This window comes from Brevundimonas diminuta, assembly GCF_039673845.1.
Taxonomy (GTDB): domain Bacteria; phylum Pseudomonadota; class Alphaproteobacteria; order Caulobacterales; family Caulobacteraceae; genus Brevundimonas; species Brevundimonas diminuta_E.
This window is the reverse complement of sequence record NZ_JBDJMK010000007.1, coordinates 41,696-67,441: the sequence shown is the minus strand read 5'-3', so window position 1 is coordinate 67,441 and position 25,746 is coordinate 41,696. Positions and strand designations below refer to the sequence as shown.

22 protein-coding genes are annotated in these 25,746 nt (G+C 68.5%); 12 read left to right on the top strand and 10 right to left on the bottom strand.

The window, feature by feature from the left end:
* The first annotated feature begins 103 nt into the window (after nucleotides 1-103).
* The 7 genes from ABE454_RS08980 (at nucleotide 104) to ABE454_RS08950 (ending at nucleotide 10,308) form a co-directional block, all read left to right on the top strand.
* Nucleotides 104-523: an NlpC/P60 family protein gene (locus ABE454_RS08980; RefSeq protein WP_346530995.1), complete on the top strand. Its 420-nt coding sequence runs from the start codon at nucleotides 104-106 to the stop codon at nucleotides 521-523.
* Between the two features lie 12 nt (nucleotides 524-535).
* Complete coding sequence (locus tag ABE454_RS08975; protein ID WP_346530993.1) at nucleotides 536-4,228, top strand: baseplate multidomain protein megatron; 3,693 nt, start codon at nucleotides 536-538, stop codon at nucleotides 4,226-4,228.
* Between the two features lie 309 nt (nucleotides 4,229-4,537).
* Nucleotides 4,538-5,479: a DnaJ C-terminal domain-containing protein gene (locus tag ABE454_RS08970; protein WP_346530992.1), complete on the top strand. Its 942-nt coding sequence runs from the start codon at nucleotides 4,538-4,540 to the stop codon at nucleotides 5,477-5,479.
* A gap of 51 nt (nucleotides 5,480-5,530) precedes the next feature.
* Entirely contained in the window at nucleotides 5,531-6,691 is a 1,161-nt protein-coding gene (locus ABE454_RS08965) for a phosphoserine transaminase (protein ID WP_346530991.1), read from the top strand.
* Between the two features lie 147 nt (nucleotides 6,692-6,838).
* Nucleotides 6,839-8,011: a metallophosphoesterase gene (locus ABE454_RS08960; protein ID WP_346530989.1), complete on the top strand. Its 1,173-nt coding sequence runs from the start codon at nucleotides 6,839-6,841 to the stop codon at nucleotides 8,009-8,011.
* An 87-nt stretch (nucleotides 8,012-8,098) separates the two neighbouring features.
* Nucleotides 8,099-9,394 carry an adenylosuccinate synthase gene (locus ABE454_RS08955; RefSeq protein WP_346530987.1) on the top strand — a complete coding sequence of 432 codons (1,296 nt, stop codon included), beginning with the start codon at nucleotides 8,099-8,101 and terminating at the stop codon, nucleotides 9,392-9,394.
* A 107-nt stretch (nucleotides 9,395-9,501) separates the two neighbouring features.
* Nucleotides 9,502-10,308 (top strand): response regulator, encoded by an 807-nt coding sequence (locus ABE454_RS08950; RefSeq protein ID WP_346530985.1) that lies wholly within the window; start codon nucleotides 9,502-9,504, stop codon nucleotides 10,306-10,308.
* A 27-nt stretch (nucleotides 10,309-10,335) separates the two neighbouring features.
* Here the strand turns inward: ABE454_RS08950 and rpoH are convergent, their stop codons facing one another.
* A complete protein-coding gene (rpoH, locus tag ABE454_RS08945) occupies nucleotides 10,336-11,220 on the bottom strand; it encodes an RNA polymerase sigma factor RpoH (protein WP_346530984.1) in 885 nt (294 codons plus the stop codon).
* A 234-nt stretch (nucleotides 11,221-11,454) separates the two neighbouring features.
* On the opposite strand from rpoH, the gene ABE454_RS08940 reads away from it, so the two are divergent.
* On the top strand, nucleotides 11,455-12,357 hold the full coding sequence (locus ABE454_RS08940) for a siderophore-interacting protein (protein ID WP_346530983.1): 903 nt from the start codon (nucleotides 11,455-11,457) through the stop codon (nucleotides 12,355-12,357).
* Here ABE454_RS08940 and ABE454_RS08935 read toward each other — a convergent pair.
* Nucleotides 12,352-13,332 carry an RluA family pseudouridine synthase gene (locus ABE454_RS08935; RefSeq protein ID WP_346530981.1) on the bottom strand — a complete coding sequence of 327 codons (981 nt, stop codon included), beginning with the start codon at nucleotides 13,330-13,332 and terminating at the stop codon, nucleotides 12,352-12,354. The two genes, ABE454_RS08940 and ABE454_RS08935, sit on opposite strands and share 6 nt — an antisense overlap.
* 97 nt (nucleotides 13,333-13,429) lie before the next feature.
* On the opposite strand from ABE454_RS08935, the gene ABE454_RS08930 reads away from it, so the two are divergent.
* A complete protein-coding gene (locus ABE454_RS08930; RefSeq protein WP_346530980.1) occupies nucleotides 13,430-14,068 on the top strand; it encodes a DUF2799 domain-containing protein in 639 nt (212 codons plus the stop codon).
* A gap of 67 nt (nucleotides 14,069-14,135) precedes the next feature.
* Here the strand turns inward: ABE454_RS08930 and fba are convergent, their stop codons facing one another.
* A complete protein-coding gene (gene fba, locus ABE454_RS08925; RefSeq protein WP_346530979.1) occupies nucleotides 14,136-15,200 on the bottom strand; it encodes a class II fructose-bisphosphate aldolase in 1,065 nt (354 codons plus the stop codon).
* A 156-nt stretch (nucleotides 15,201-15,356) separates the two neighbouring features.
* Here fba and ABE454_RS08920 point away from each other — a divergent pair, with 156 nt between their 5' ends.
* Nucleotides 15,357-15,758 (top strand): hypothetical protein, encoded by a 402-nt coding sequence (locus ABE454_RS08920; protein WP_346530978.1) that lies wholly within the window; start codon nucleotides 15,357-15,359, stop codon nucleotides 15,756-15,758.
* A 51-nt stretch (nucleotides 15,759-15,809) separates the two neighbouring features.
* Here ABE454_RS08920 and ABE454_RS08915 read toward each other — a convergent pair whose 3' ends face one another.
* The 7 genes from ABE454_RS08915 to tkt form a co-directional block, all read right to left on the bottom strand.
* Entirely contained in the window at nucleotides 15,810-17,006 is a 1,197-nt protein-coding gene (locus tag ABE454_RS08915; protein WP_346530976.1) for a phosphoglycerate kinase, read from the bottom strand.
* Between the two features lie 114 nt (nucleotides 17,007-17,120).
* Nucleotides 17,121-18,128, bottom strand: a complete 1,008-nt coding sequence (gene gap / locus ABE454_RS08910; protein WP_024354671.1) for a type I glyceraldehyde-3-phosphate dehydrogenase — start codon at nucleotides 18,126-18,128, stop codon at nucleotides 17,121-17,123.
* Between the two features lie 129 nt (nucleotides 18,129-18,257).
* The gene (locus tag ABE454_RS08905) at nucleotides 18,258-18,506 is read right to left on the bottom strand and encodes a YbdD/YjiX family protein (protein ID WP_346530974.1); all 249 of its coding nucleotides are present in this window, start codon (nucleotides 18,504-18,506) and stop codon (nucleotides 18,258-18,260) included.
* Nucleotides 18,499-20,586 (bottom strand): carbon starvation CstA family protein, encoded by a 2,088-nt coding sequence (locus ABE454_RS08900; RefSeq protein WP_346530972.1) that lies wholly within the window; start codon nucleotides 20,584-20,586, stop codon nucleotides 18,499-18,501. Before ABE454_RS08900 ends, ABE454_RS08905 begins: the two co-directional genes overlap by 8 nt.
* Nucleotides 20,587-20,915: 329 nt before the next feature.
* A complete protein-coding gene (gene purT, locus ABE454_RS08895; protein ID WP_346530971.1) occupies nucleotides 20,916-22,109 on the bottom strand; it encodes a formate-dependent phosphoribosylglycinamide formyltransferase in 1,194 nt (397 codons plus the stop codon).
* Nucleotides 22,110-22,132: 23 nt separating this feature from the next.
* Complete coding sequence (locus ABE454_RS08890; protein ID WP_346530970.1) at nucleotides 22,133-22,990, bottom strand: alpha/beta hydrolase; 858 nt, start codon at nucleotides 22,988-22,990, stop codon at nucleotides 22,133-22,135.
* Between the two features lie 5 nt (nucleotides 22,991-22,995).
* The gene (gene tkt, locus ABE454_RS08885; RefSeq protein WP_346531223.1) at nucleotides 22,996-24,945 is read right to left on the bottom strand and encodes a transketolase; all 1,950 of its coding nucleotides are present in this window, start codon (nucleotides 24,943-24,945) and stop codon (nucleotides 22,996-22,998) included.
* A gap of 144 nt (nucleotides 24,946-25,089) precedes the next feature.
* Here tkt and ABE454_RS08880 point away from each other — a divergent pair, with 144 nt between their 5' ends.
* Together ABE454_RS08880 and ABE454_RS08875 are read left to right on the top strand one after the other, a co-directional pair.
* A complete protein-coding gene (locus ABE454_RS08880; RefSeq protein WP_346530968.1) occupies nucleotides 25,090-25,365 on the top strand; it encodes a hypothetical protein in 276 nt (91 codons plus the stop codon).
* On the top strand, nucleotides 25,365-25,706 hold the full coding sequence (locus ABE454_RS08875) for a cell division protein ZapA (RefSeq protein ID WP_346530967.1): 342 nt from the start codon (nucleotides 25,365-25,367) through the stop codon (nucleotides 25,704-25,706). Before ABE454_RS08880 ends, ABE454_RS08875 begins: the two co-directional genes overlap by 1 nt.
* Nucleotides 25,707-25,746 lie beyond the last annotated feature (40 nt).

The window sequence follows — 25,746 nt, the reverse complement described above, 5'->3', positions numbered from 1 at the left end:
AGAAGGGGGGCGTTTTGATCGTCTGGTCCTCCCTACCCGGTCTTCGCTTCGCTGCGACCACCCTCCCCGGGACGGGGAGGGAGAGGCGTGGCGTGGGCGGGTTGTGGCGGCGGCGCGGGGGTGGCTGGGGACGCCGTATCGGCATCAGGCCAGCGTGAAGGGCGAGGGGGCGGACTGTCTGGGCCTGGTGCGCGGGGTGTGGCGCGAGGTGGTCGGCGAGGAGCCGGAGGCGCCGCCGCCCTATCGCCCCGACTGGGCCGAGGTCGGGGGCGAGGAGACGCTGTGGGCCGCGGCGCGGCGGCGGCTGGTGGAGATCGCGCCGGAGCAGGCGGGGCTGGGCGATGTGCTGCTGTTCCGCATGGCGGGGGGCTGTCCGGCCAAGCATTGCGCGGTCTTGAGTGCGGTCGAGGGGCCGGAGCGGCGGATGATCCACGCCTATTGGGGGCGGTCGGTGGTCGAGAGCTGGATGGGGGCGTGGTGGCGCAGACGCTTGGTCGCGGCGTTTCGCTGGCCGAATTTCTAAGAGGGAGCAGGCATGGCGCAGGTCGTTCTGGGCGGGATCGGGTCGGCGCTGGGCGGACCGATCGGGGGCTTTATCGGCGGGGTTCTGGGGCGGGCGACGGATAGCTGGCTGATCGCCGGGTTGTCGCCTGCGCGGCAGATGGGGCCGAGGCTGGAGGGGCTGAAGCTGCAGTCCTCGGCCGAGGGGGCGCCCATGGCCTGCGTCTTCGGAAGGGCGCGGGTGGTCGGGCAGGTGATCTGGGCCGCACGCTTTCTGGAGCGCAAGGAGAAGCGGTCGGGCGGCAAGGGCGGCCAGAAGACGGTCGATTACGCCTATTCGCTGAGCTTCGCCGTGGCCCTGTGCGAGGGCGCGATCGACGGGATCGGGCGGGTCTGGGCCGACGGGCAGCCGATGGATATGGCAGGCGTGACGATGCGGCTGCATCGCGGGACGGAGGATCAGACGCCCGACCCGCTGATCGAGGCGGTGGAGGGGCGGGCGCCCGCCTATCGCGGGACGGCCTATGTGGTGTTCGAGGATCTGCCGCTGGACGCCTATGGCGACCGGCCGCCGCAGCTGGCGTTTGAGGTGTTCCGGCGGCCGCAGGGGGCGGCGCCGCAGTTGGAGGACCGGCTGGAGGGTGTGTGCCTGATCCCCGGCGCGGGGGAGTTCTGTCTGGCGACCGAGCCGGTGATGCGGCGCGAGGGGCTGACGAAATCGGCGCCGGAGAATGTGCATCTGACGGCGGGGCAGACGGATCTGGAGGCCTCGCTGGATCAGCTGATGGCCCAGGCGCCGAGGCTGAAACGGGTCAGTCTGGTGGTCGGCTGGTTCGGGGATGATGAGCGGATGGGGCATTGCCGTGTCCGGCCGGGGGTGGAGCGGCGGGACAAGCCGACGCAGCCGCTGGTCTGGGGCGTGGCGGGGCTGACGCGCGCGGATGCGCATCTGATCAGCCAAGTCGATGACGGGCAGGGCGGCGAAGGCCCGGCCTATGGTGGGACGCCGTCGGACCAGAGCGTGCGTCAGGCGATCCGGGCGCTGAAGGCGCGCGGGCTGGAGGTGACGCTGTATCCCTTCGTCTTCATGGACTGTCCCGGCTATCCCTGGCGGGGACGGATCGCGGGAACGGACGGGGCGGGGGCGACGGCCGAGGTCGAGGCTCTGTTCGGGACGGCGGGCGGTTGGGGCTTGCGGCGGCTGGCGCTGCACTATGCCCGCATGGCGGCGGATGAGGGGGCGGACGGCCTGCTGATCGGCTCGGAGATGCGGGGACTGACCTGGACGCGGGATGCGGGCGGAGGTTTTCCGGCGGTGGCGCAGTTTCGGGCGCTGGCGGCCGAGTGCCGGGCGGTGGTCGGGGCGCGAGTCAAGCTGAGCTACGCCGCCGACTGGTCGGAGTATTTCGGCTGGCAGAGGGGTGGAGAGGTGAGGTTTCACCTTGATCCGCTGTGGGCGGACCCGAACATCGATTACGTGGGCATCGACTGGTATCCGCCGATGGGCGACTGGCGCGGGGGCGCAGGCGGGCGGGACGCGGATGACTTCAAGGGATCGTCGGACCCGGCCTATCTGGCGGCGCAGGTCGCGGGCGGCGAGGGGTATGACTGGTTTTATGCCAGCGCGGCGGATCGGGCGGCGCAGCGGCGCACGACGATCGAGGACGGCGCCCACGGCGAGGACTGGATCTGGCGTTACAAGGATCTGAAGGGCTGGTGGTCGAACTGGCATCATGAGCGCGTGGGCGGGGTCAGGCAGGCGGCGTCGACGGCCTGGGTTCCGGGAATGAAGCCGATCCGGCTGACCGAGTTCGGCTGTGCGGCGGTGGATCGCGGGGGCAATGCGCCGAACCTGTTTCAGGATCCGAAGAGCAGTGAGAACGCCCTGCCGCCGCACTCGACCGGGGCGCGCGACGACCGGATGCAGAGGCGGCTGATCGAGGCGGTGCTGGGGCACTACGCGCAGCCGGTGAACAACCCGATCTCCGGCGTCTATGGCGGGCCGATGCTGCAGGGTGCGGATGTCTGGTGCTGGGACGCGCGGCCTTATCCGGCGTTTCCGGCGCTGCATGAGGTGTGGGCGGATGCGGGCGCCTGGCGCACGGGGCACTGGCTGAACGGGCGGATGGGCGGCGATGCGCGCGGGCTGATCGAGGCGATCCTGAAGCGCGGCGGGCTGACCGAGACGGACTTTACGGTCGGGGCGGTGGATGGCGGGGTGACGGGCTATGTCATCGACCGGCCGATGGCGACGAAGGATGCGCTGGCGCCGCTGGTGCAGGCGCTGGGGGCGACGACGGCCGAGCGGGATGGTCGGGTGGCCGTGCTGGGCGAGACGGCGCGGGAGATGACGCTGCATCAGGCGGCGCTGGCCCTGCCCGACAAGGGCGGCGGCGCGGCGGCGGACCGGCGGCTGACGGCCCGGCCGGGGGCGGCGCGGCTGCGCTTCATCGATGAGGCGGCGGACTATCAACTGGGCGCGGTCACGGTGCGCGGGGACGGCGAGGGCGGCGGCGTGGACGCCGCCCTGCCCGCCGTGGTCGGCGCCGGATTCGCCACGGCGGCGGCGCGGCGCCTGCTGCAGGGCGAGGCGGCCGAGCGGCTGACGCTGAGGCTGGGGCCGCTGGAGGCGCTGAGGCTGGAGCCGGGCGATGTGACGGCGGTGGAGGGGCGTGCGGGCGACTGGCGCGTCGAGCGGCTGGACTGGGACGAGACGCCCAGCGCGGTGCTGGCGCCGGTGGTCGAAGTGTCTGTCGTGGATGCGCCGGAGGAGTGGCGCGGGGACGGCGGCGGGGCGGGAACGCCGGGGGCGCCGTTCTTGATGCTGTTGGACCTGCCGCCTCTGCCGGGCGAGGAAGCGGACGGGCGGCCGGTGGTCGTGGCGGCGGCGGAGCCGTGGACGCCGATGGCGCTGCATGGAGGCGCCTCGGTCGACAGTCTGACCCAGAGGGCGGTGGTGGAGACGCCCGCGACGGTGGGCACGCTGACGGCGCGCTTGCGGCCAGGCGTGGTCGGGCGCTGGGACGAGACGGGCGTGCTGAGCGTGCGGATCGAGGGGCAGGCGCCGCAGAGTCGGGCGGCGGAAGCGGTGCTGTCGGGCGCCAATCTGCTGGCGGTGCGCAGTGCGGACGGGTGGGAGCTGGTGCAGTTCCGCCGGGCCGAGCTGGTCGGTGACGGGGTCTGGCGGCTGAGCGGTCTGTTGCGCGGGCAGCAGGGGACGGAAAACGCGGCGGCGCGCGGGGCGGAAGCGGGGGCGCTGGTCGTCGTGCAGGAGCGCGGCATGCCGCGGGCCGAGGTTGATGCGGTCGAGCGCGGGCTGCCGCGGATCTGGCGAGCGGGGCCTGTGGGTTCGCCGCCGGGCGGGGCGGGGACCACGGAGGTCGGCTTCGTCTGGAGCAACCGGAACGCGGCGCCGTGGCGGCCGGCGCATCTGCGGGCTGTGGCGGATGGCGGCGGGTGGCGGCTGGGCTGGTTGCCGCGCGTGCGGCGGGGCGGCGACGGCTGGGAAAGCGAGCCGGTCGAGGTCGATCCGAGGCGGTTCCGGGTGCGGGTGCTGGACGGGGATGTCGAGCGCCGGGTCTGGGAGGTCGAGGGGCTGGAGGCCGTTTATGGGGCGGTTGAGGTTGAGGCGGACTTTCCCGGCGGCGTCGGGGCGGGCGCGCGCGTCGCCGTGGCTCAGTGGGGCGAGGGGTATGGCTGGGGGGCGGAGGCGGTGGCGGGGGTGTGACGCCCGCGTCCCTCTCCCGATGGGAGAGGGTTTGAGCGCACGAGCGCGAAGCGATCGTTCTGGCGCGAAAGGGTGAGGGTTCGCGGGTGAAGTCGGCGTAAGCCGTCGCACCACGGCTGACGCCGACTGACAGGACAAGCCCCTCACCCTTTCGCCTTAGCCAATCGCCTCCGGCTCTTGGAGGCTCAAGCCCTCTCCCGCCGGGAGAAGGACGCCGTGTCGCAAGGAAACCATACTGGCCCCTTTCGGCGGGCGGGCGCATGGCTTAACTGACGCTCTGGTCTTTGGTTTATGCGGAGTGGAGCGAAATTGGCTGGCGATCCCTATCAGGAACTGGGCGTTTCCAAGGGCGCGAGCGCGGACGAGATCAAGAAGGCGTTCCGCAGGCTGGCCAAGGAACTGCATCCCGACAAGAACCCCGGCGACAAGGCCGCCGAGGAACGGTTCAAGCGCATCACCGCCGCCTTCGACCTGTTGGGCGACGCCGAGAAGCGGGCGAAGTATGATCGCGGCGAGATCGACGCCGACGGGCGCGAGCAATTTCGCGGCTTCGGCGGCGGCGGGGCGCAGGGCGGACGGCCGGGCGGCGGCGGTTTTGGAGGCTTCGGTTTCGGCGGGCGCGGCGAGGGCGGTCCTGGCGGACGGGCCAGCTTTGACGACATAGATCTGGAAGAGATTTTCGGTGCTTTCGGCGGCGGCGGGGCGCGTAATGCCGGGCGCGGGTTCGGCGGGGGGCGCGGGCAGGACGTGCGCGCCACGCTGGATATCAGCCTTGAGGACGCCATCGCCGGCACGACGCGGCGCATCCAGTTCTCGGACGGGCGGATGCTGGATGTCGTTATTCCCAAGGGCGCGTCTGAAGGTCAGACGATCCGGCTGAAGGGGCAGGGGGCGCCGGGGCGCGGCGGTCAGGCGGGCGACGCCCTGATCGAACTGCGCATCCAGCCGCACCTGGTGTTCAAGCGCGACGGGGCGGACCTGACGATGGATCTGCCGGTGTCGGTTCCGGACGCCGTATTGGGCGGCAAGATTCAGGTGCCGACGCCCGAGGGCGCGGTGATGATGACCCTTCCCAAGGGCTCGAACTCGGGCAAGGTGCTGCGGCTGAAGGGGCGCGGCGCCTATGCGAACGGCAAGCGCGGCGACCTGCTGGCGAAGCTGGTGGTGACGCTGCCGGAGGCGCCGGACGACGAATTGGTCCGGTTTGCGACCGAATGGCGTGAACGCCGGCCCTATAAGCCGGGCCGTTGATGGCCTAAAGGCTTTAGCCTTCTTCTCCTCCCCGAGACTTCAGAGACTGACATGACGCCCAAGCCTGCCGCCAAGCCCGCTCGCCCCTGGTTCTCGGCCGGGCCGACGGCCAAGCGTCCGGGCTGGTCGCTGGCGGGGTTGCCGACGAACCTGATGGGGCGGGGCATCCGCGCGCCGGAGGTGGTCGAGCGGTTCGCGCATGGGCTGCGGTTGACGCGCGAGGTGTTGAGCCCGCCGGATGATTATGTGCTGCTGTATACGCCCGGCTCGGACACCGGGGCGGTCGAGGCGGCGCTGTGGTGCATGTTGGGCGAGCGGCCGGTGCAGGTGGTCGCCTATGAGAATTTCGGCCTGACGTGGCTGGCGGACGTCAAGGAGCATCTGGGGCTGGAGCCCGAGGCCCTGACGGCGCCGTGGGGCGAACTGCCGGATCTGTCGAAGGTCGATCCGAAGAAGGATGTGGTGTTTCCGTGGAACGGCACGACCTCGGGCGTGCGCGTGCCGGATGCGGACTGGATCGCCGATGACCGCGAGGGGCTGACGATCTGTGATGCGACCTCGGCGGCGTTCGCGATGGACCTGCCGTGGGACAAGCTGGATGTGACCACCTTCAGCTTTCAGAAGGCGCTGGGCGGCGAGGCGGGCATCGGCGTCATGGTGCTGTCGCCGCGCGCGGTGGCGCGGCTGGATACCTATCGGCCGGACCGGGCGGTGCCCAAGGTGCTGCGGATCGCCGACAAGAAGGGCTTTGACCGGACGCTGGCGGACGGGGTGGCGATGAACACCTTTTCCGTATTGAGCATCGAGGACTGGATCGATGCGCTGGACTGGGCGGTGAGCGTGGGCGGCCTGCCGGAACTGGTGCGGCGCACCGAGGCCAATCATGACGCCTTGGCCGCGTGGGTGGAGCGGACCGACTGGATCGACTTCCTGCCGGAACGGCCGGAGATCCGCTCGACGACCTCGGTGTGCCTGAAGTTCACCGACGCGCGCGTGGCGGCGCTGGATGAAGCGGGGCAGAAGGCTTTTGTGAAGCGGTTCAAGGCGCTGCTGGAAGGCGAGGGCGCCGTCTATGACATGGAGCCGCACCGCAATGCGCCGCCGGGCCTGCGCCTGTGGTGCGGGTGCACGGTCGAGACGGCGGACGTCGTGGCCGCGACGCCGTGGCTGGAATGGGCGTTCGCGACGGCGGTCGGGGAACTGGGGGCCTGAGGACAGGGCCTTTGGGACGGGGTCTTGAAGGCGGGGTGATGCGGCGATCGTGACGGCTGCCGCAATGTTGTGATGCGGATGAGGCGAAAGCGTCATGCGGGGCCGTTAATCAGGCGGCTCTGACATGAATGAGCCGGGAGCCGCCGCATGACCCTGTCCATGCTGGATATGTTCAGGAGCCGTATCGGCCGGACGGCGGGGGCGATCATGGCCCTGGGTCTGGCGGCGACGCCTGCGCTGGCCGAGGTGTTCACCGTGGCCGTGGCGCCCGACACCCAGAACTATTCCGACATCACCCTGGCGCAGCCGCGCGGCGAGGAGATTTTCGCCGGGCAGATGCGCTATCTGGTTGAGCAGAAGGCGCAGAAGAATCTGGTCTTCGTCAGCTTTGTCGGCGACATCGTCCAGCATGGCGACGGCCAGTTCCGCCAGAAGACGGGCGACGACGAATGGCAGGTCTTCGACACGCGCGCCGAGTGGGACATCGCCAACCGGGCCATCTCGATCCTGAGCGCGTCGGACATTCCGTTCGGCATGGTTCCGGGCAACCATGACTATGACAACTATGGCTGGTGGCGCGATGGGGCGTCAGGTCCGGGGGCCAAGCGGCCGCTGGCGGGCGGTCGGCTGTGGAATGTGTATTTCGGGGCCGGGTCGCGCCATTTCGCCGGCAGGAACTGGTACGGGGGCGCCTCGGCCAACGGGCTGAACAGCTATCAGCTGTTCGAGGGCGGAGGTAAGGCCTTCCTGCACCTGTCGCTGGAGATGGAGCCGACGCCGACGGCGCTGGACTGGGCGCAGGGCGTGATCGACGCGCACCCGGGCCGTCCCGTCATCGTCAGCACGCACGAATGGCTGAAGCCGGATCCGAACGGCGGGACGCCGCGCTCGAACGACTACAAGGCCTATTTCGATGGCGCCGACAACCTGCCGCCGGATGAGGTGTGGGACCGCTTCATTCGCAAGAATGCGATGATCTTCATGGTGCTGTCGGGCCATAACTGGACGCCGACGGTGGACGGCCTGTCGCACGGCGAGAGCCTGAGGACCGACCTGAACGATGCGGGCTATCCGGTCTATCAGGTGCTGCAGGACTATCAGGGCAACACCATCGGCGCCGACGGCAAGCCTGGCTCAGCCAATGGGGGCGCGGGGTGGCTGCGCTTCATGGCGTTCGACACCGACAAGCGGAAAATCCACTTCTATACCTATTCGCCGCTGCTGGACCGTTATGCCGGGCGCAACGGAGAGGCGACGTTCGGCGTGGCCCCGCACTATTCCGACTTCGAACTGGATTTTCCGCCCCAGCTTCTGAACTAAAGGCGCGCAGGAAGACCGCAGGCCAAGACAAGCGGCGATTCAGGGGTTATAGGCTCCCACCGCATTCTGGATTGCGGAGTATAGGTCTTGGCGAACGTCGCAGTGGTCGGCGCCCAGTGGGGCGACGAGGGCAAGGGCAAGATCGTGGACTGGCTGTCCAATCGCGCCGATATGGTGGTGCGGTTCCAGGGCGGCCACAACGCGGGCCACACCCTGGTCGTCGACGGCAAGGTCTATAAGCTGGCGCTGCTGCCGTCGGGCGTGGTGCAGGGCAAGCCTTCGATCATCGGCAACGGCGTGGTGGTCGATCCCTGGCATCTGGTCGGCGAGATCGAGAAGATCCAGGCTCAGGGCGTGGCGATCACGCCCGATATCCTGACCATTGCGGACAACGCCTGCCTGATCCTGCCGATCCATCCGGCGCTGGACGTGGCGCGCGAAGCCGCCGCCAGCGCGCCGGGCGCCCGGATCGGCACGACTGGACGCGGCATCGGTCCGGCCTATGAGGACAAGGTGGGACGCCGCGCCATCCGTGTCTGCGATCTGGCCAATGAAGACGATCTGAAGGTCAAGATCGACCGCCTGCGCTCGCACCACGATCCGCTGCGCGCGGGTCTGGGGCTGGAGCCGATCGACCCCGCGGCGCTGCTGGCGCAACTGCTGGAGATCGCGCCGAAAATCCTGCCCTACGTCAAACCGGCGTGGCGCGTGCTGGATGAGGCGCAGAAGGCGGGCAAGCGGGTTCTGTTCGAGGGGGCGCAGGGCGCTTTTCTGGACGTGGACCACGGCACCTATCCCTATGTCACCAGCTCCAACACCATCGCGGGTCAGGCGGCGGCGGGGTCGGGCGTGGGCCCGCGCGGCGTCGGCTATGTGCTGGGCATTGTGAAGGCCTATACGACCCGCGTGGGCGAGGGGCCGTTCGCCTGTGAACTGAACGACGAGGTCGGCGAGCATCTGGCCGTCGTCGGTCGCGAGGTCGGGGTGAACACCGGCCGGGCGCGCCGCTGCGGCTGGTTCGATGCGGTGCTGGTGCGTCAGTCGGTGGCGATCAACGGCATCGACGGCATCGCCCTGACCAAGCTGGACGTGCTGGACGGGCTGAAGACGCTGAAGATCTGCGTCGGCTATCGCATCAACGGCGAGGTGCTGGATTATCTGCCGTCCAGCCTGAAGGATCAGGCCTCGGCCGAGCCGGTGTTCGAGGAACTGGAAGGCTGGAACGAAAGCACTGCCGGGGTGCGGACCTTCAAGGACCTGAACGCCCATGCGCTGAAATATGTGCGGCGGATCGAGGAGTTGATCGGGGCGCCGGTGGCCCTGCTGTCGACCAGCCCCGAGCGCGACGACACCATCCTGATGCGCGATCCGTTTCAGGGATAGGGGCTGATCGGGGCGTTGCGCCGCGGCCGGCCGATATCGCAGGTTGCGGCAACGACGCTTTAACCGGTTAAGTATAGGCAGGGAGGCTCTGGAATGGAGCTTGCCCTGTGTTCGCCCTCGACGCCAAAACCATGCAGAGGATCGCGCCGGTGGTTCGGCGCGTGGTCATCGTCGATCCCAACCCGGCGGCGGCGCGCCTGCTGATGGACCTGCTGAAGGGGTTCGGGTCGCGCGAAGTCGCGGTCGAGGGCGATGAGAACCGGGTCGTGGACCTGGCGCGCGAGATGGAGCCCGGGCTGATCTGCGTTGAGCGGGCGGGGCCCAGGCTGGACGGCGAGGCGCTGGTGCGGCGCATCCGGCGCTCTAGCCTGTCATGCCGACGCGCGCCGATCATCATGGTGACGGCCGAGGCGACCGCCAGCGCCATCAAGGGCGCGCGGGATTCGGGCGTGCATGAGTTTCTGAGGAAGCCCTTCACCAGCGGCGATCTGCAACGGCGGATCGAGAATCTGGCGACCAAGCCGCGCGACTGGGTCGAGGCGGTGGGCTATGTCGGGCCGGACCGGCGACGCTTCAACTCGGACGACTACGCCGGGCCGCAGAAGCGCAAGGCGGACAAGCCGCGTTCGGGGACCGAGGCCGTGGTGGCGGTCAAGGATCAGGCGATGCGGATTCTGTTGTCGGCCCTGACACAGTTCGACAGCGATCCGATGCAGGCCGTGCGCGCCATCAGACAGCAGGCCGAAACGCTGAAGGCGCTGGCCATCAAGACCGGCGATGCGCCGCTGGCCATTGCGGCGGCGGGTCTGGATACGGTGCTGGCCGCCGGGGCGCCGACCAAGGCGGCGCTGACGGCGCCGGTTCAGGCGGTGCTGAAACTGGCGCCGCCCGAGACGCTGGCGCGGGCGGGGTAGGGGCGCGGCGACGCCCCTTCATGCGCCTCAGGCGTCGATGAGGTTTCGTTCTTCGGCGGCGGCGCGCATGGCCTTCTGCAGCTTTTCAAAGGCGCGGACCTCGATCTGGCGGACGCGCTCGCGGCTGACGCCGTATTGACCGGCGAGTTCTTCCAGCGTGACCGGGTCGTCCTTGAGGCGGCGCTCGGTCAGGATGTGCTTTTCGCGGTCGGTCAGCTCTTCCATGGCCTCCTGCAGCAGGCCCATGCGGATCGACTTTTCCTCGTTCTCGGCCAGCTCGGTTTCCTGACTGACGGCGTTGTCGTCGGCCAGCCAGTCCTGCCACTCGCTTTCGCCGTCCGCGCGCAGCGGGGCGTTCAGCGAGGCGTCGCCGCCGAGGCGACGGTTCATGTTGGTGACTTCTTCTTCCGACACGCCCAGCTTGGTGGCGATGGCGGCGAGGTGTTCGGGGTGCAGGTCGCCTTCCTCGAAGGCCGAGATCTGGCTCTTGGCCTTGCGCAGGTTGAAGAACAGCTTCTTCTGCGCCGCCGTGGTGCCCATCTTCACGAGGGACCATGAGCGCAGGATGTATTCCTGGATCGACGCGCGAATCCACCACATGGCGTAGGTCGCCAGGCGGAAGCCCTTGTCGGGATCGAATTTCTTGACGGCCTGCATCAGGCCGACGTTGCCCTCGGAGATCACCTCGCCGATCGGCAGGCCGTAGCCGCGATAACCCATGGCGATCTTGGCCACGAGGCGAAGGTGGGAGGTGACGAGACGGTGGGCGGCCTCTGGATCCTGGTGTTCGCTCCACCGCTTGGCGAGCATGAACTCCTCATCCTTGGTCAGCATCGGAAACTTGCGGATTTCCGTCAGATAACGGGACAGTCCCTGTTCAGGCGACATCACCGTCAGCGTGTTATTGGCCATATGGTCCCTCCGGATTCTCGAGCGGGCGCTGCGGTGCCGACCACGACGCGTGCATCATCACCTCACCCCTCAACTGGTCAGATGGGAATCCGTTGCCCGGAATGAAAGGGGCGGATCGCCGCATCCATGCGATTGATCGTCATCTAGCACAGATATTGTTGCTGATAAAGCCCGCGTTTGCAAACAAGTCGCATTAGCGTTACCTGACGCCCAGTTTAAAGCGTGAGGCAGGACATGGACCCCTATCGTCTTTTCGACCTGGTGCTGGCGCGGCGCCATGCCCTGACGCCGTCGCTGACGCGCTTCACCTTCGGCGGAGTGGACGCCGAGCATGTGACGACCTTTGCGCCGGATCAGCGGGTCAAACTGTTCTTCCCCACAGCCGACGGCCAGCCCGCCCTGATGCGCGAGCGGATGCAGGCCAAGGGCGGCGACTGGTACGACGACTATCGCGGGATGCCCGACGAAACGCGTCCGCCGGTGCGGACCTATACGATCCGCGCGCTGAGGCCCGAGGCGGGCGAGGTCGACATCGACTTCGTGATGCACGGCGATCACGGACCGGCCTCGCGCTGGGCGATGCGGGCGCGGGTGGGGGATCGGATTTCCATGGCGGCGCCGCACGCCCAGGTCGAAGGGCCGCGCGGCGGGTTCGAATGGAAGCCGCCGCATGATGTGCGTCAGGTGTTGGTGCTGGCCGATGAGACGGCGGTGCCTGCCGCCATGGGCATACTGGAGCAGATGTCCGGGTGGGAGAATCGTCCGCGCGTGCGCTTCATGGCCGAGGTGCCGCTGGACGAAGACCGGATGGAGACGCCGGACTGGGTCGAGAGCCGCTGGATCACGCGGACGTCCGGCTATGGCGAGGATCTGGTCGCCGCCGTGCGCGACATGGACCTGAAGACGATGGCGACGGCTGCGCCCGAAGAGGGCGAGGACGCGGTCGCGGCGGTCGATATCGACGCGGAAATCCTGTGGGACACGGACGTCGATCAGGACGCGGCGGTCTATGTCTGGGTCGCGGCCGAGACGAAGGCGGCGCGCGATATCCGCCTGCATCTGACGCGCGAACGCGGCCTGCCCAAGCGCAGCGTGGCCTGCATGGGCTACTGGCGCATCGGGCGCGAGGGCCTATAGGGCGGCCAGCCGTGCCTCGAGTTGCTGCATGTCCTGCGGCGGGGCGGTTTCAAAGCGCAGGGGCTGGCCCGTCGTCGGGTGGATGAAGCCCAGAATGGCGGCGTGCAGCGCCTGTCGCTGAAGGCCGACGGCCTCGATGGCGGCGCGCACGGCGGCGTTCGGCGCGCCTGAGCCATAGACCGGATCGCCCAGCAGCGGCGCGCCTTTTGAGGCCATGTGGACCCGGATCTGATGGGTGCGGCCGGTCTGCAGGGTGCAGGCGACGCGGGCGGCCAGCGGGGCGCCGGAGGTCTTGGCCGGGCGGCCGAAGGCGCGCTGGACCACATAGTCGGTGACGGCGGTGCGGCCGCCGTCCTTCAGCACGGCCATCTTCTTGCGATCGTGGGGCGAGCGGCCGATCAGGGTCTCGATCCGGGCCTTTTCCGGCGAGGGCGCGCCGCGCGTCAGGGCGATATAGGTGCGCTCGATATCATGGGCGGCGAACAGGGCGACGAGGCCCGCGTGGGCGCGGTCGGTCTTGGCGGCGACCATGACGCCCGAGGTGTCCTTGTCCAGGCGGTGGACGATGCCGGGGCGATCGGGATCGCCGACGGCCGACAGGGTCGCGCAATGGTGCAGCAGGGCGTTGACCAGGGTGCCGCTGACGACGCCGGGCGCCGGATGGACGGCCATGCCGGGCGCCTTGTCGATGACGATCAGGTCGTCGTCCTCGAACAGGATGGTCAGGGGCAGCGCCTCTGCCTGCGGGATCGTGGCCGGTTCAGGCGGGACGGCGACGGCATAGAGGCCTGCCTGCGCCTTGGCCGAGCCGCCAGAGACGACCTGTCCATCGCGCGTGACGGCGCCCTCGGCCAACAGGGTCTGAAGCCGGGCGCGCGACAGGGAAGGGAAGGCCTCGGCCAGAACCTTGTCCAGCCGCCCGCCGGACGCGTCGATGCGGGCGTTAAGCACCTTGGGCGCTTCGTCGTCTTCCATCAGCAGAGGTTCATGGGCCATAGAGTGAAATAGCACGGCTTGTGACGGGACGCGTCATTGGCCGCCGAATTCGCCTGAATGCCAGAAGAGGTCAAAGATGAAACTGCTGACCGCCGCCGCCATCGCCGTTTCGGGCGTCGCCCTGTTGTCGGGCTGCGCCACCATGAGCGAGGGCCAGTGCATGGTCGGCGACTGGGGCGGGCAGGGCTATCGCGACGGGGCCGAGGGCTATCCGTCCAGCCGCCTGCATGACCACGCCAAGGCCTGCGCCAAGCACGGCATCAGCCCGAACATGAACGCCTATATGGCGGCGCGCGAGGACGGGCTGAGGAACTATTGCACCTGGGAGAACGGCTTCCGGGCCGGGCGCGCGGGCGGAACCTATCACGGCGTCTGCTCGCCGGGTGAGGAGCGGGCCTTCCTGCCCGCCCACCGCGACGGGCGGCTGATGTATGAGGCCGAGCAGGGGATGTCTTCGGCCGAAAGCGCGCTGAACTCGGCGATCCGCCGCGTTGAAAGCCGCGAAGACAAGCTGGACGCCAAGCGGCGCGAACTGCATCAGTCGGGCCTGAACGACGAAGAACGCCGCCGCATCCGCAACCGCATCCGTGAGGTCGAGGGCGAGCTTCAGGACGCACGCCGCGACCTGCGCCGGGCCGAGGACAACCTGCGCTACGCCGAGGTCGAACTGCGGACGGTGCGCCGCGCCCTGGACGGCCGCTACGGCGTCTGGTGAACATGAAAACGCCCGCCTCCGGTCGACGGAGGCGGGCGTTTCAGTCTGATCGCGATGCGACCGGCGATCAGCCGATGCGCGGGTTCAGTTCGCCCGAGGCGTAACGCTTGGCCATCTGGGCGGTGGACAGCGGCTTGATCTTCGACGCCTGACCTTCACAGCCGAACTGCAGATAGCGCTCCTGGCACAGCTTGCGCATGGCTTCCTTGGCGGGCTTCAGATAGGCGCGGGGGTCGAACTCGCCCGGCTTTTCGGTCAGCAGCTTGCGGATGGCGCCGGTCATGGCCATGCGGTTGTCGGTGTCGATGTTCACCTTGCGCACGCCGTTTTTGATGCCGCGCTGGATTTCCTCGACCGGCACGCCCCAGGTCTGGGGCATCTGGCCGCCATAGGCGTTGATGATGTCCTGCAGGTCCTGCGGCACCGAAGACGAGCCGTGCATCACCAGGTGGGTGTTCGGCAGGCGGCGGTGGATTTCCTCGATCACGTTCATGGCCAAGACTTCGCCGTCCGGCTTGCGCGTGAACTTATAGGCGCCGTGCGAGGTGCCCATGGCGATGGCCAGGGCGTCGACCTGGGTGGCCTTGACGAAGTCGACGGCCTGATCCGGGTCGGTCAGCAGGGCTGAGTGGTCCAGCTTGCCCTCGAAGCCGTGGCCGTCTTCAGCCTCGCCCATGCCGGTCTCCAGCGAGCCCAGCACGCCCAGCTCGCCCTCGACCGAGACGCCGCAGCTGTGGGCCATCTCGGTGACGCGGCGCGTCACTTCGACGTTGTATTCGTAGGAGGCCGGGGTCTTGGCGTCTTCTTCCAGCGAGCCGTCCATCATTACCGAGGTGAAGCCGTACTGGATGGCGGTGGCGCAGGTCGCCGGGCCGTTGCCGTGGTCCTGGTGCATGCAGACCGGGATGTGCGGATACAGTTCAGCCAGGGCGTCGATCAGCTTGGCCAGGACGACGTCGTTGGCATAGGAGCGGGCGCCGCGCGAGGCCTGGATGATGACCGGCGCATTGACGGCGTCGGCGGCCTCCATGATGGCCAGGCCCTGCTCCATGTTGTTGATGTTGTAGGCGGGCAGGCCGTAGTCGTTCTCCGCCGCGTGGTCGAGCAGTTGTCGCAGCGTGATGCGCGCCATGGATAGTCTCCTGAACCAGATATGATTTTGTCGGTGGTCTTAGCCGGTCGGGGGCAGGAAGTCACGCCGCTGTGACGGGCTTCAGACAGGGTGGACTTTGGGCGCGCAGGCCCTAAGTGGTCCGACGCCTGCGGGGCGTCAGATCAAGGAGCGGCGATGAGCCAGAACGATGATGCGCCTGATGAAGACGGCGGCGGTTTCGACGTCGACGACTGGTCGCGGCTGACGCCTTTCAGCGGGGCCGTGGCGACGCTGGATGACGTTCAGGCGGGCAAGGCAGTCTTTGCCCTGGGCGACACCGAGGATGCGCGCGTCATCGACATGGAGCTGCCCCAGCCGGTCATCTGGTGGGAGGACGACGGCGAACAGGCGGCGGTCATCGTTCAGGCTGAGGCCCACGTCGGGCCCGACGGCGATCTGATGGAGGTGCTGGGTCTGATCCTGCCCGACGGCGGCGGGGCGGTGGCCCTGCTGGACGACGTCGATCTGGTGGACGACACCGATCCGACGTGGCGCGATCTGGTCGCGCGCGCCGTCGACCTTGACGGCGAAGACTAAAGCTTTGGACATCAAGGCGAGGGCCGCGAACAGCCCTCGCCTTGACGTTTTTTAGGCGGCGCGCAGGGCCTCGACGCCCGGCAGGACCTTGCCTTCCATCCATTCCAGGAAGGCGCCGCCCGCAGTGGAGACGAAGGTCATGTCGTCGGCCGTGCCCGCGTGGTTCAGGGCCGCGACCGTGTCGCCGCCGCCGGCCACGGCGACCAGCTTGCCGGCCTTGGCCAGTTCGGCGGCGTGTTTGGCGGCCTCGACCGTGGCCTTGTCGAAGGGCGGAACCTCGAACACGCCCAGCGGGCCGTTCCAGATCAGGGTCTTCGACAGGTCCATGGCGCGGTTCAGGCGGGCGACCGTTTCAGGCCCGGCGTCCAGGATCAGGTCGTCGGCGGCGATGCGATCCAGGGCGCGGACGCCCGCTTCGATGCCCGGCTTGACGCCCTTGGCCACCACCACATCGACCGGCAGCAGCAGTTCGCAGCCCTGACGGCGGGCTTCCTCGATGATTTCGCGGGCGGTGTCGGCCAGATCCTTCTCGCACAGCGAACCGCCGACATCGACGCCTTGCGCGAACAGGAAGGTGTTGGCCATGCCGCCGCCGATGGCCAGATAGTCCAGCTTGGCGACCAGGTTCTTCAGCAGGTCCAGCTTGGTCGAGACCTTTGCGCCGCCGACGATGCCGATGACCGGCTTCTGCGGCTTGCCCAGCGCGGCGTCCAGCGCCTCAAGTTCGCGCGCCATGGCGCAACCGGCATAGGCGGGCAGCAGGCGGGCCAGGCCTTCGGTCGAGGCGTGGGCGCGGTGCGCGGCCGAGAAGGCGTCGTTGACGTAGAGGTCGCCCAGTTCCGCCAGCTGCTGGGCGAAGGCCGGGTCGTTCTTTTCCTCGCCCTTGTGGAAGCGGACGTTTTCCAGCAGCAGCACGCCGCCCGCGTCCAGATCGGCCACGGCGGCTTTGGCCTCATCGCCCACGCAGTCGTCGGCGAAGCGCACGGGGCCGTGCAGCAGCAGCTCCAGCGGTTGAACGACGGGCTTCAGGCTCATCGACGGCACGCGCTCGCCCTTGGGGCGATCGAAGTGGGCCAGCAGCACCACCTTGGCGCCCGCCTCGCGCAGGCGGTGGATGGTCGGCAGGGCGGCCTTCAGGCGGGTGTCGTCGGTGACGTTCCCGTCCTCCATCGGCACGTTGAAGTCCACGCGGACCAGGGCGGCCTTGCCCGAAAGGTCGGAAACGTCGTCGAGGGTGCGGAAGGTCATCGGTGATCCGTCTTTTGATCTAGGGCGGCGGGCCCGTCGTCTTGAAACAAGGGGCTCTCAGCCGTTCGGCGAGAGCCCCTCATAGGTCAGCAGTCTGTCAGGCGCGAGGCCGGATCAGAGGAACTTCGCCATCACCAGGGCGGTGTCGGCCATGCGGGTCGCGAAGCCCCACTCGTTGTCGTACCAGGTCAGGACGCGGGCCAGCTTGCCGTCGACGACCTGGGTCTGGGGCAGGGCGGCGGTCGAGGAGGCGGCGACGTGGTTCAGGTCGATCGAGACCAGCGGGTCGGTGGTCGTGGCCAGGACGCCGCTCATCGGGCCGTTCGCAGCGGCCAGCAGGGCGGCGTTGATTTCCTCGACGGTGACTTCGCGACCGGCGACGACCTTCAGGTCGACGACCGAGACGTTCGGGGTCGGGACGCGGATCGACGAGCCGTCCAGTTTGCCCTTCAGTTCCGGCAGGACCAGGCCCAGGGCCTTGGCGGCGCCGGTCGAGGTCGGGATCATCGACAGGGCGGCGGCGCGGCCGCGGTACAGATCCTTGTGCATCGTATCCAGCGTCGGCTGGTCGCCGGTGTAGGCGTGGATGGTGGTCATATAGCCGCGCTCGATGCCGAACAGGTCGTGCAGCACCTTGGCCACCGGGGCCAGGGCGTTGGTCGTGCACGAGCCGTTGGAGACGACGATGTCGTCGGCCGTCAGGGTCTCATGGTTGACCTTGAACACGATGGTCTTGTCGGCGTTGTCGGCCGGGGCCGAGACCAGCACGCGCTTGGCGCCCGCCTTCAGGTGGGCCGAGGCCTTGTCCTTGGAGGTGAAGATGCCCGTGCATTCCAGGGCGATGTCCACCTTCAGCTCGGCGTGCGGCAGGTTGGCCGGGTCGCGCTCGGCCGTGACCTTGATCTTGCCCGTGCCGACGTCGATCCAGTCCTCGCCGGTCGTGACCGTGCCGGGGAAGCGGCCGTGCACCGAGTCATAGCGGAACAGGTGGGCGTTGGTCTCGACCGGGCCCAGGTCGTTGATCGCCACGACCTCGATGTCCTTGCGGCCGTGCTCGACGATCGAGCGGAGGACGAGGCGGCCGATGCGGCCGAAGCCGTTGATGGCGACGCGAACGGTCATGGGGCGGGGTCTCCAGATCAGGGGCGGATTATGATGGGCGCCTTAGTGGGACGGAGCGCGTCCAGTTGCAAGCCCGTCGCCGTCACAAGGTATGATCGGGTGTAACCGTCCGGGTGCGGTTCAGTCGCCTCAACAACAGCGGAAACCGCCGCCTTCGCCGAACCGCCGCGCCTCATGCAGGCGGAAGAAGGCGGTGCGGTCCAGCGGCGCCTGATCCGGATGGGTCGCCTTCGCATGGGCGACATAGGCGTCATAGTCCGGCTGGCCGATCATCAGCCCGGCGGTGCGGCGGGCGTCCTTGCCCCACCGCACCAGAGTGTCCCGACAGGCGCAGAACAGGTCCGCGCCGCCAGTCGTTGCGGTTGAGGGCTCAGGCACGGGCCGCATCCATGGCGTCGTCGCTCAGAGTCAGTTCATGCTCGGCGGGCGTCTCGACCACGGTGGGCCGGTCGGACTTCAGCGCCTTGAGGCAGGCGCCGACGCCATAGACCACGACCGTCAGCACCACGAACAGGAAGCCCGCCGTCAGCGCCGAGTTGACGTAGTCGTTGATGATGACCCGATGCATGTCGCCGATGGTCTTGGCCGGGGCCAGGATCTCTCCGGCGGCCATGGCGTCCTGATACTTCCGCGCGTGGGCCAGGAAGCCGATCTTCACGTCGGGGTGAAACAGCTTCTGCAACCCCGCCGTGACGGTGCAGATCAGCAGCCAGACCGCCGGAACCGCCGTGGCCCAGGCGAACCTCTGCCGCTTCATCTTGAACAGGACGACCGTGCCCAGGATCAGGGCGACCGCCGCCAGCATCTGGTTGGCGATGCCGAACAGGGGCCACAGGCTGTTGATCCCGCCCAGCGGATCGACCACGCCGGTATAGAGGAAATAGCCCCACAGCCCGACCGTCAGTGCTGTGGCCACGACGTTGCCGGTCCACGACTGGGTCTGGCGCATCTTGGGCACGGCCATGCCCAGCAGGTCCTGGATCATGAAGCGGCAGACGCGGGTGCCCGCATCGACCGTGGTCAGGATGAACAGGGCCTCGAACAGGATGGCGAAGTGATACCAGAAGGCCATCATGGCCTTGCCGCCGATGACGCCCGACAGGATGTGCGCCATGCCGACGGCCAGCGTCGGCGCCCCGCCCGCGCGCGACAGGATGGAGTGCTCGCCCACGTCCCTGGCCAACTGCTCCAGCTCGGCCGGGGTGATGTGGAAGCCCCACTGGGCCACGGCGGCGGCGGCGGATGCGGCGTCAGCGCCGATGACGGCGACCGGGCTGTTCATGGCGAAATAGACGGCCGGGTCCAGCACGGTGGCGGCGATCAGCGCCATGATCGCCACGAAGCTTTCGCACAGCATGGCGCCGTAGCCGATCAGCGGGATCTGGTTCTCGTTCTCCAGCAGCTTGGGCGTGGTGCCGGACGAGATCAGGGCGTGGAAGCCGGACACGGCCCCGCAGGCGATGGTGATGAACAGGAAGGGGAACAGGGCGCCCGAGAAGACCGGCCCGGTCCCGTCGATGAAGGGCGTGATGGCGGGCATCTGCACATGCGGCCGCACGATCACTATGCCGATGGCCAGGGCGACGATGGCGCCGATCTTCAGGAAGGTGGACAGGTAGTCGCGCGGGGCCAGCAGCAGCCACACCGGAATGACCGAGGCGATGAAGCCATAGGCCATCATGGCCAGCGCCAGCGTCGTGCCTGACAGGGTGAAGGCCGGGCCCCAGAAGGGATCGGCCGCGATATGGCCGCCGCCGATGATGGCCAGAACCAGCAGCACCACGCCGATGACCGACACCTCGCCCACGCGGCCGGGGCGCAGGAAGCGGGTGTACAGGCCCATGAAGACGGCGATGGGAATGGTGGCGGCGACGGTGAATGTGCCCCACGGGCTCTCGGCCAGCGCCTTGACCACCACCAGCGCCAGAACCGCCAGGATGATGACCATGATCATCAGCACCCCGACCTGGGCGATGACGCCGGGGACCGGCCCCATCTCGGTGCGGACCATGTCGCCCAGCGACCGGCCGTCGCGGCGGGTCGACATGAACAGGACGATCATGTCCTGCACCGCCCCCGCCACCACGGCGCCGACCAGAATCCACAGCACACCGGGCAGATAGCCCATCTGCGCCGCCAGCACTGGCCCGACCAGAGGCCCCGCGCCCGCAATGGCCGCGAAGTGGTGCCCGAACAGGACGTTGCGCGGCGTCGGCACATAGTCGAGGCCGTCGTTGTGCCTGACGGCGGGCGTTGGCCTGCGCGCGTTCAGCCCCAGCACCTTCCCGGCCAGATAGCGGGCGTAGAAGCGGTAGGCGATGGCGTAGACGCACAGCGCCGCGACCACGATCCACACCGCGCTGATGCTTTCGCCCTGATGCAGGGCGATGACGCCGAGGGCTACGGCCCCCAATATGGCGATGGCGCCGAAAATCAGCGCCGTCCTGAGCTTGCCCATGACGAAAGGTCCTCCGTGGCCGACTGCGTGCGGCCTTCCGCCTTTTTTGGACCTTAATCGCGCCCGGCGCCAATCGACAAAAGTCGAAGAAGCTTAGCGGGTATCCCGACCCTCTCCCGGCGGGAGAGGGCTTGAGCGCACGAGAGCGTCAGCGATCGTTCTTCGCGCGAAAGGGTGAGGGGCTTGTCCTGTCCGTCGGCGTAAGCCGTCGCGTCGACGATCAGCCACGGCCTTCGGCCGACTTCACCCGCGAACCCTCACCCTTTCGCCCAACCAATCGCTGCGCTCTTGGGGGCTCAAGCCCTCTCCCATCGGGAGAGGGAGAAGGATTAAGGAGCAGCTACCCGCACCTTGCCCGCGGCTTCGGTCGCGCGCGCACGCGCCTCGTCCGTGTCGGCGCCGCGGGCCAGGGCCACGCCCATGCGGCGGCGCTCGAAGGCTTCGGGCTTGCCGAACAGGCGCAGGTCGGCGGTCGGGACCGACAGGGCCTCGGCCACGCCCTCGAACACCACGCCCTCGGCCTCCATCCCGCCGTAGATGACGGCGCTGGCGCCCGGCTCGCGTAAGGAAACATCGATCGGCAGGCCCAGGATCGCGCGGGCGTGCAGGGCGAACTCGCTCATAACCTGCGTCGCCAGCGTCACCAGGCCGGTGTCGTGCGGGCGCGGCGACACCTCCGAGAACCAGACCTCGTCGCCCTTTACGAAAAGCTCGACGCCGAAGACGCCCAGACCGCCCAGCGCGTCGGTGACCTTGGCCGCGATGGCCTGCGCCGCTTTCAGCGCAGCCTCGCTCATGGCCTGCGGTTGCCAGCTTTCGACATAGTCGCCCTTCTGCTGGCGATGGCCGATGGGGGCGCAGAAATCCGTGCGCACCGCGCCGTCACGCAACGACCGGACCGTCAGCAGGGTGATCTCATAGTCGAAGTCGATGCGGCCCTCGACGATGACGACGCCGCCTGCGACCCGGCCGGACGCTTCGGCATAGGCCCAGGCGTCGGCGACGCCTTCGGGGCCTTCGACATAGGACTGGCCCTTGCCCGAGGAAGACATCACCGGCTTGACGAAGCAGGGGAAGCCCACGGCCTGCGCCCCCGCCGCCAGTTCCTCGGCCGAGGCGGCGAAAGCGTAGGGGCTGGTCGGCAGGCCCAGTTCCTCGGCGGCCAGGCGGCGGATGCCCTCGCGGTTCATGGTCAGCTGCGTCGCCCGCGCGGTGGGGATGACGCGGGCCAGACCCGCCGCTTCGATGCCCGCCAGCACGTCGGTGGCGATGGCCTCGATCTCGGGCACGATGATGTGCGGCGCCTCGGCCAGGATGACGCCGTTCAGCACCTGGGCGTCGGTCATGGGGATGACGTGGCTGCGGTGCGCCACCTGCATGGCGGGAGCGTTGGCGTAGCGGTCGACCGCGATCACCTCGGCGCCGAGGCGTTGCAGTTCGATCGCAACCTCCTTGCCCAGTTCGCCCGAGCCCAGCAGCATGACGCGCGTGGCGTGGTCGGTAAGCGGCGTGCCGATCTTCATGGCGTCAGGCTCCGAAAAGTCGTTCAGGTTCCGGGCGCGGCCGGAACCGCATAGAGGCGGCGAAAGGCGTCCAGCGCCGCGCCGTGATAGATGCTGGCGTGGCTCTCGCTCGGGCGCGGGGTGAAGTCCCATGTGACGCCGGACAGGGCGTGATCGCGCAGGTTGGCGGTCAGCACGTCCATCGGCGCCTGCATCATCTCGCCCTCGTCGCCTAGCGTCAGGATCAGGGTGCGCGGCTCGTTGGAGTGATCGCGCAGATGGGCGCCGGACTGCCGCGCCAGCCTGCCGCCGTCCCACCACAGGCTGGGGCTGACGGCGACATAGGCGTCGAACATCTGCGGCTCTTTCAGGAAGGTCTCGACCACGAACAGGCCCGCGAGAGACTCGCCCATCAGCGCCGTCTCGCCGCTGGTGCGCAGGCGGCTCTCGATGAAGGGCTGAACCTCTTCGCTGATGAAGCGACGGAAGCGGTCGGACTGCCCCTGCGTCGGATAGCGGGCGATCAGTTCGGCGTCGTCGGTCGGCAGGGCCAGTTCGTTGCGACGGTCGTCCGAGGCGACGCCGACGACGATCACATCGCGCGTCGTGCCGACGATGGTCCCCAGTTGGGCTATGCCCGAGATGTGGTGGAAGTCCTGATCCTGACCGCCGTCCAGCACATAGAGGACCGGATAGGTCTGGCCGCTTTCAGCATATCCGGGCGGCAGCCAGACGTTGATCTCTCGCGTCTGACCCATGACGGTCGAGGGCAGGGCGTAGGACCGGCCGATGACGATGGGCGTCTCGGCGACGGCGAGCGCATCCTGGGCCGGGGCGGCGAGGGCGGTTGCGCCGCCCGCCATCGACAAGCCGAGGCTTATTGCGAGGGCGAAGCGGCGCATGAGGGTTACAGCCGGGCCTTGGCGGCCTCGACCACGGCCTCGGCGGTGATGCCGAACTCGCGGTAGAGGATTTCGGCCGGGGCCGAGGCGCCGAAGGACGACATGCCGACAAAGCCGCCGTCCTCGCCAATGAAGCGTTCCCAGCCCTGTTTGATCGCGGCCTCGACGGCGACGCGGACGGTGCCGCGGCCGATGACGGCGTCCTGATAGGCCTTGGGCTGCTGCTCGAACAGGGCGAAGCAGGGGACGGAGACGACGCGGGTGGGCACGCCTTCGGCCTCCAGCGTCTCGGCGGCCTTCAGGGCCAGGGCGACCTCGGTTCCGGTGCCGAACAGGGTGACTTTCGCTGTGCCGTTGGCGGCCTTCAGCTCATAGGCGCCCTTGCGCGACAGGTTCTCGCCCGCGTCGGTCACGCGCACGGCCGGGGTCTTCTGGCGCGACAGGCACATGGCGGTCGGCGTGGTCTTGTTCTGCAGGGCGACCTGCCAGCACTCCAGCGCCTCGACCGTGTCGGCGGGGCGCATGGTCAGCAGGTTCGGAATGGCGCGCAGGGCCGCCAGATGCTCGACCGGCTGGTGCGTCGGGCCGTCTTCGCCCAGACCGATGCTGTCGTGCGTCAGGACGTGGATCGCGCGCACGCCCATCAGGGCGCCCAGACGGATCGCCGGACGGCTGTAGTCCGCAAACGCCATGAAGGTGCCGCCGTAGGGGATGACCCCGCCGTGCAGCGCCAGACCGTTCATCGCCGCGGCCATGCCGAACTCGCGGATGCCGTAGTTCAGGTAACGGCCGGCGTAATCCGGCGCGTCCATGATCTGCGTGTTCTTGACGAAGGTGTTGTTCGAGCCGGTCAGGTCGGCCGAGCCGCCGACCATTTCCGGGATGGCGTTGAACACCGTCTCCAGCGCCTCGCCCGAGGACTGGCGCGTGGCCAGGGCGGGCTTGTCCTCGACCAGTTGCTTCAGCTTGGCGTCCAGCGCCTCAAAGGCGCCGGTGGGCAGGTCGCCCGCCATCGCACGGGTGAAGTCGTCGCGGTGATCGTGGTTCAGCAGGCGGGCTTCCCACGCCTTGCGGGCCTTGCCGCCCTGCTTGCCGACCTTGGCCCAGGCGGTCTTGATCCCTTCGGGCAGTTCAAACGGCTCGAACGGCCAGTTCAGCCCCTGACGGGTGGCGGCGATTTCGATGGGGCCCAGCGCGGCGCCGTGGGTCTTGTGGCTGCCTTCCAGAGTGGCGGCGCCCTTGCCGATCTTGGTCTTGCACGCGATCAGCGTCGGCTTGTCCTGCTTGGTCGCCCAGTTCAGCGCCTTCTGGATCTGCTTGTGGTCGTGGCCGTCGACGGCCTTGACCGCCCAGCCCGAGGCCTTGAAGCGACCCAGCTGATCGGTGGCGTCCGACAGCGACACCTTGCCGTCGATGGTGATTTCATTGTCGTCCCACAGGACGCACAGCTTGTTCAGTTTCAGGCGGCCCGCCAGCGCGATGGCTTCCTGCGACACGCCTTCCATCAGGCAGCCGTCTCCGGCGATGACCCAGGTGCGGTGGTCGACCAGATCCTTGCCGAAACGTGCGGCCAGATGCCGCTCCGCCAGGGCGAAGCCGACCGAGGTGGCCAGACCCTGACCCAGCGGGCCGGTCGTCGTCTCAATGCCGGTCATGTGGCCGTATTCGGGGTGGCCGGCGGTCTTGAAGCCCCACTGACGGAAGTTTTCCAGCTGTTCCCGCGTGGCGTCCTTATAGCCCGTCAGGTGCAGCAGGCTGTAGATCAGCATCGAGCCGTGGCCCGCCGACAGGATGAAGCGGTCGCGGTCGGCCCAGTCGGGACGGCTGGCGTCGAACTTCAGGAATTTCGAGTAGAGGACGGTGGCGACGTCGGCCATGCCCATCGGCATTCCGGGGTGGCCGCTCTTGGCCTTTTCGACGGCATCCATGGACAGCACCCGGATGGCGTCGGCCATCTGCTTGGGCGAAGGCTTGGCGAATGCGGCTTGAGCATCGGTCACGGCGAGACGTTTCCTCAGGAACAGGATAAAGCGGGGGCGGCGCCGCTTTACCCCGGCGCGCCGGCAGGTTCTACACGGAATCTGGAAGAAAGGACCCCCATGGACGCCGTTACGGCTGCAAAGGCGCGGATTGATCGGGCGCTGGCTGATCTGGAGCGCAAGGTGCTGGAGCTGAAGGCGAGGCCCGCCTCGGCGCCGCCGATCGCGGATGACGACCTGTTCGCGCCGCGCCCCTCGAACGCGGCCGATCTGGCGCGCATCGCCGAGCTTGAGACAGCGGGGCAGGAGACGGCGCAGGCGCTGGCCCGCGCCGCCGACGCCGTGCGCGAGGTGCTGGAGCAGCAGCAGGCCGCTGGGCAAGAGGAGGCGAACTGATGGCGACGGTGACGGTAGAGGTTCACGGCCGCCCCTATGCGGTGGGCTGCGCGGACGGTCAGGAGGCGCGGGTGCGCGATCTGGCGTCCCAGTTCAACGAGCGGGTTCAGGGCGTGGCCGATCAGGTCGGACAGGTCGGCGACGTGCGCCTGTTCCTGATGGCCGCCCTGATGCTGGCCGACGAACTGGGCGAAGCGAAACGGCAGGCGGCGGTCCAGAACTCAGGCCGCGCCAAGGCGGCGACGGCGGCTGTCGCGGCGCCCGCTTCGACCAGCGACGGCGTGGCCGAAGCCCTGAACGCCGTGGCCGCCCGGATCGAGAAGATCGTCCAGACGATCTAAAGACGGCTCACCCTCCCCCTTCAAGGGGAGGGTGAATTCT

Bases quoted from the DNA above. Each gene is read 5' to 3' on its own strand.
- fba (WP_346530979.1), bottom strand. From the start codon at position 15,200: ATGGCGCGCATCACGCTGCGACAACTGCTCGACCACGCGGCGGAGAAC.
- rpoH (WP_346530984.1), bottom strand. From the start codon at position 11,220: ATGGCCAATAACACGCTGACGGTGATGTCGCCTGAACAGGGACTGTCC.
- ABE454_RS08965 (WP_346530991.1), top strand. From the start codon at position 5,531: ATGACGCCCAAGCCTGCCGCCAAGCCCGCTCGCCCCTGGTTCTCGGCC.
- ABE454_RS08960 (WP_346530989.1), top strand. From the start codon at position 6,839: ATGACCCTGTCCATGCTGGATATGTTCAGGAGCCGTATCGGCCGGACG.
- ABE454_RS08890 (WP_346530970.1), bottom strand. From the start codon at position 22,990: ATGCGCCGCTTCGCCCTCGCAATAAGCCTCGGCTTGTCGATGGCGGGC.
- ABE454_RS08920 (WP_346530978.1), top strand. From the start codon at position 15,357: ATGAGCCAGAACGATGATGCGCCTGATGAAGACGGCGGCGGTTTCGAC.
- tkt (WP_346531223.1), bottom strand. From the start codon at position 24,945: ATGGCCGACGCCATCCGGGTGCTGTCCATGGATGCCGTCGAAAAGGCC.
- ABE454_RS08935 (WP_346530981.1), bottom strand. From the start codon at position 13,332: ATGGAAGACGACGAAGCGCCCAAGGTGCTTAACGCCCGCATCGACGCG.
- ABE454_RS08875 (WP_346530967.1), top strand. From the start codon at position 25,365: ATGGCGACGGTGACGGTAGAGGTTCACGGCCGCCCCTATGCGGTGGGC.
- ABE454_RS08975 (WP_346530993.1), top strand. From the start codon at position 536: ATGGCGCAGGTCGTTCTGGGCGGGATCGGGTCGGCGCTGGGCGGACCG.
- ABE454_RS08880 (WP_346530968.1), top strand. From the start codon at position 25,090: ATGGACGCCGTTACGGCTGCAAAGGCGCGGATTGATCGGGCGCTGGCT.
- ABE454_RS08900 (WP_346530972.1), bottom strand. From the start codon at position 20,586: ATGGGCAAGCTCAGGACGGCGCTGATTTTCGGCGCCATCGCCATATTG.
- ABE454_RS08915 (WP_346530976.1), bottom strand. From the start codon at position 17,006: ATGACCTTCCGCACCCTCGACGACGTTTCCGACCTTTCGGGCAAGGCC.
- ABE454_RS08940 (WP_346530983.1), top strand. From the start codon at position 11,455: ATGGACCCCTATCGTCTTTTCGACCTGGTGCTGGCGCGGCGCCATGCC.
- purT (WP_346530971.1), bottom strand. From the start codon at position 22,109: ATGAAGATCGGCACGCCGCTTACCGACCACGCCACGCGCGTCATGCTG.
- gap (WP_024354671.1), bottom strand. From the start codon at position 18,128: ATGACCGTTCGCGTCGCCATCAACGGCTTCGGCCGCATCGGCCGCCTC.
- ABE454_RS08930 (WP_346530980.1), top strand. From the start codon at position 13,430: ATGAAACTGCTGACCGCCGCCGCCATCGCCGTTTCGGGCGTCGCCCTG.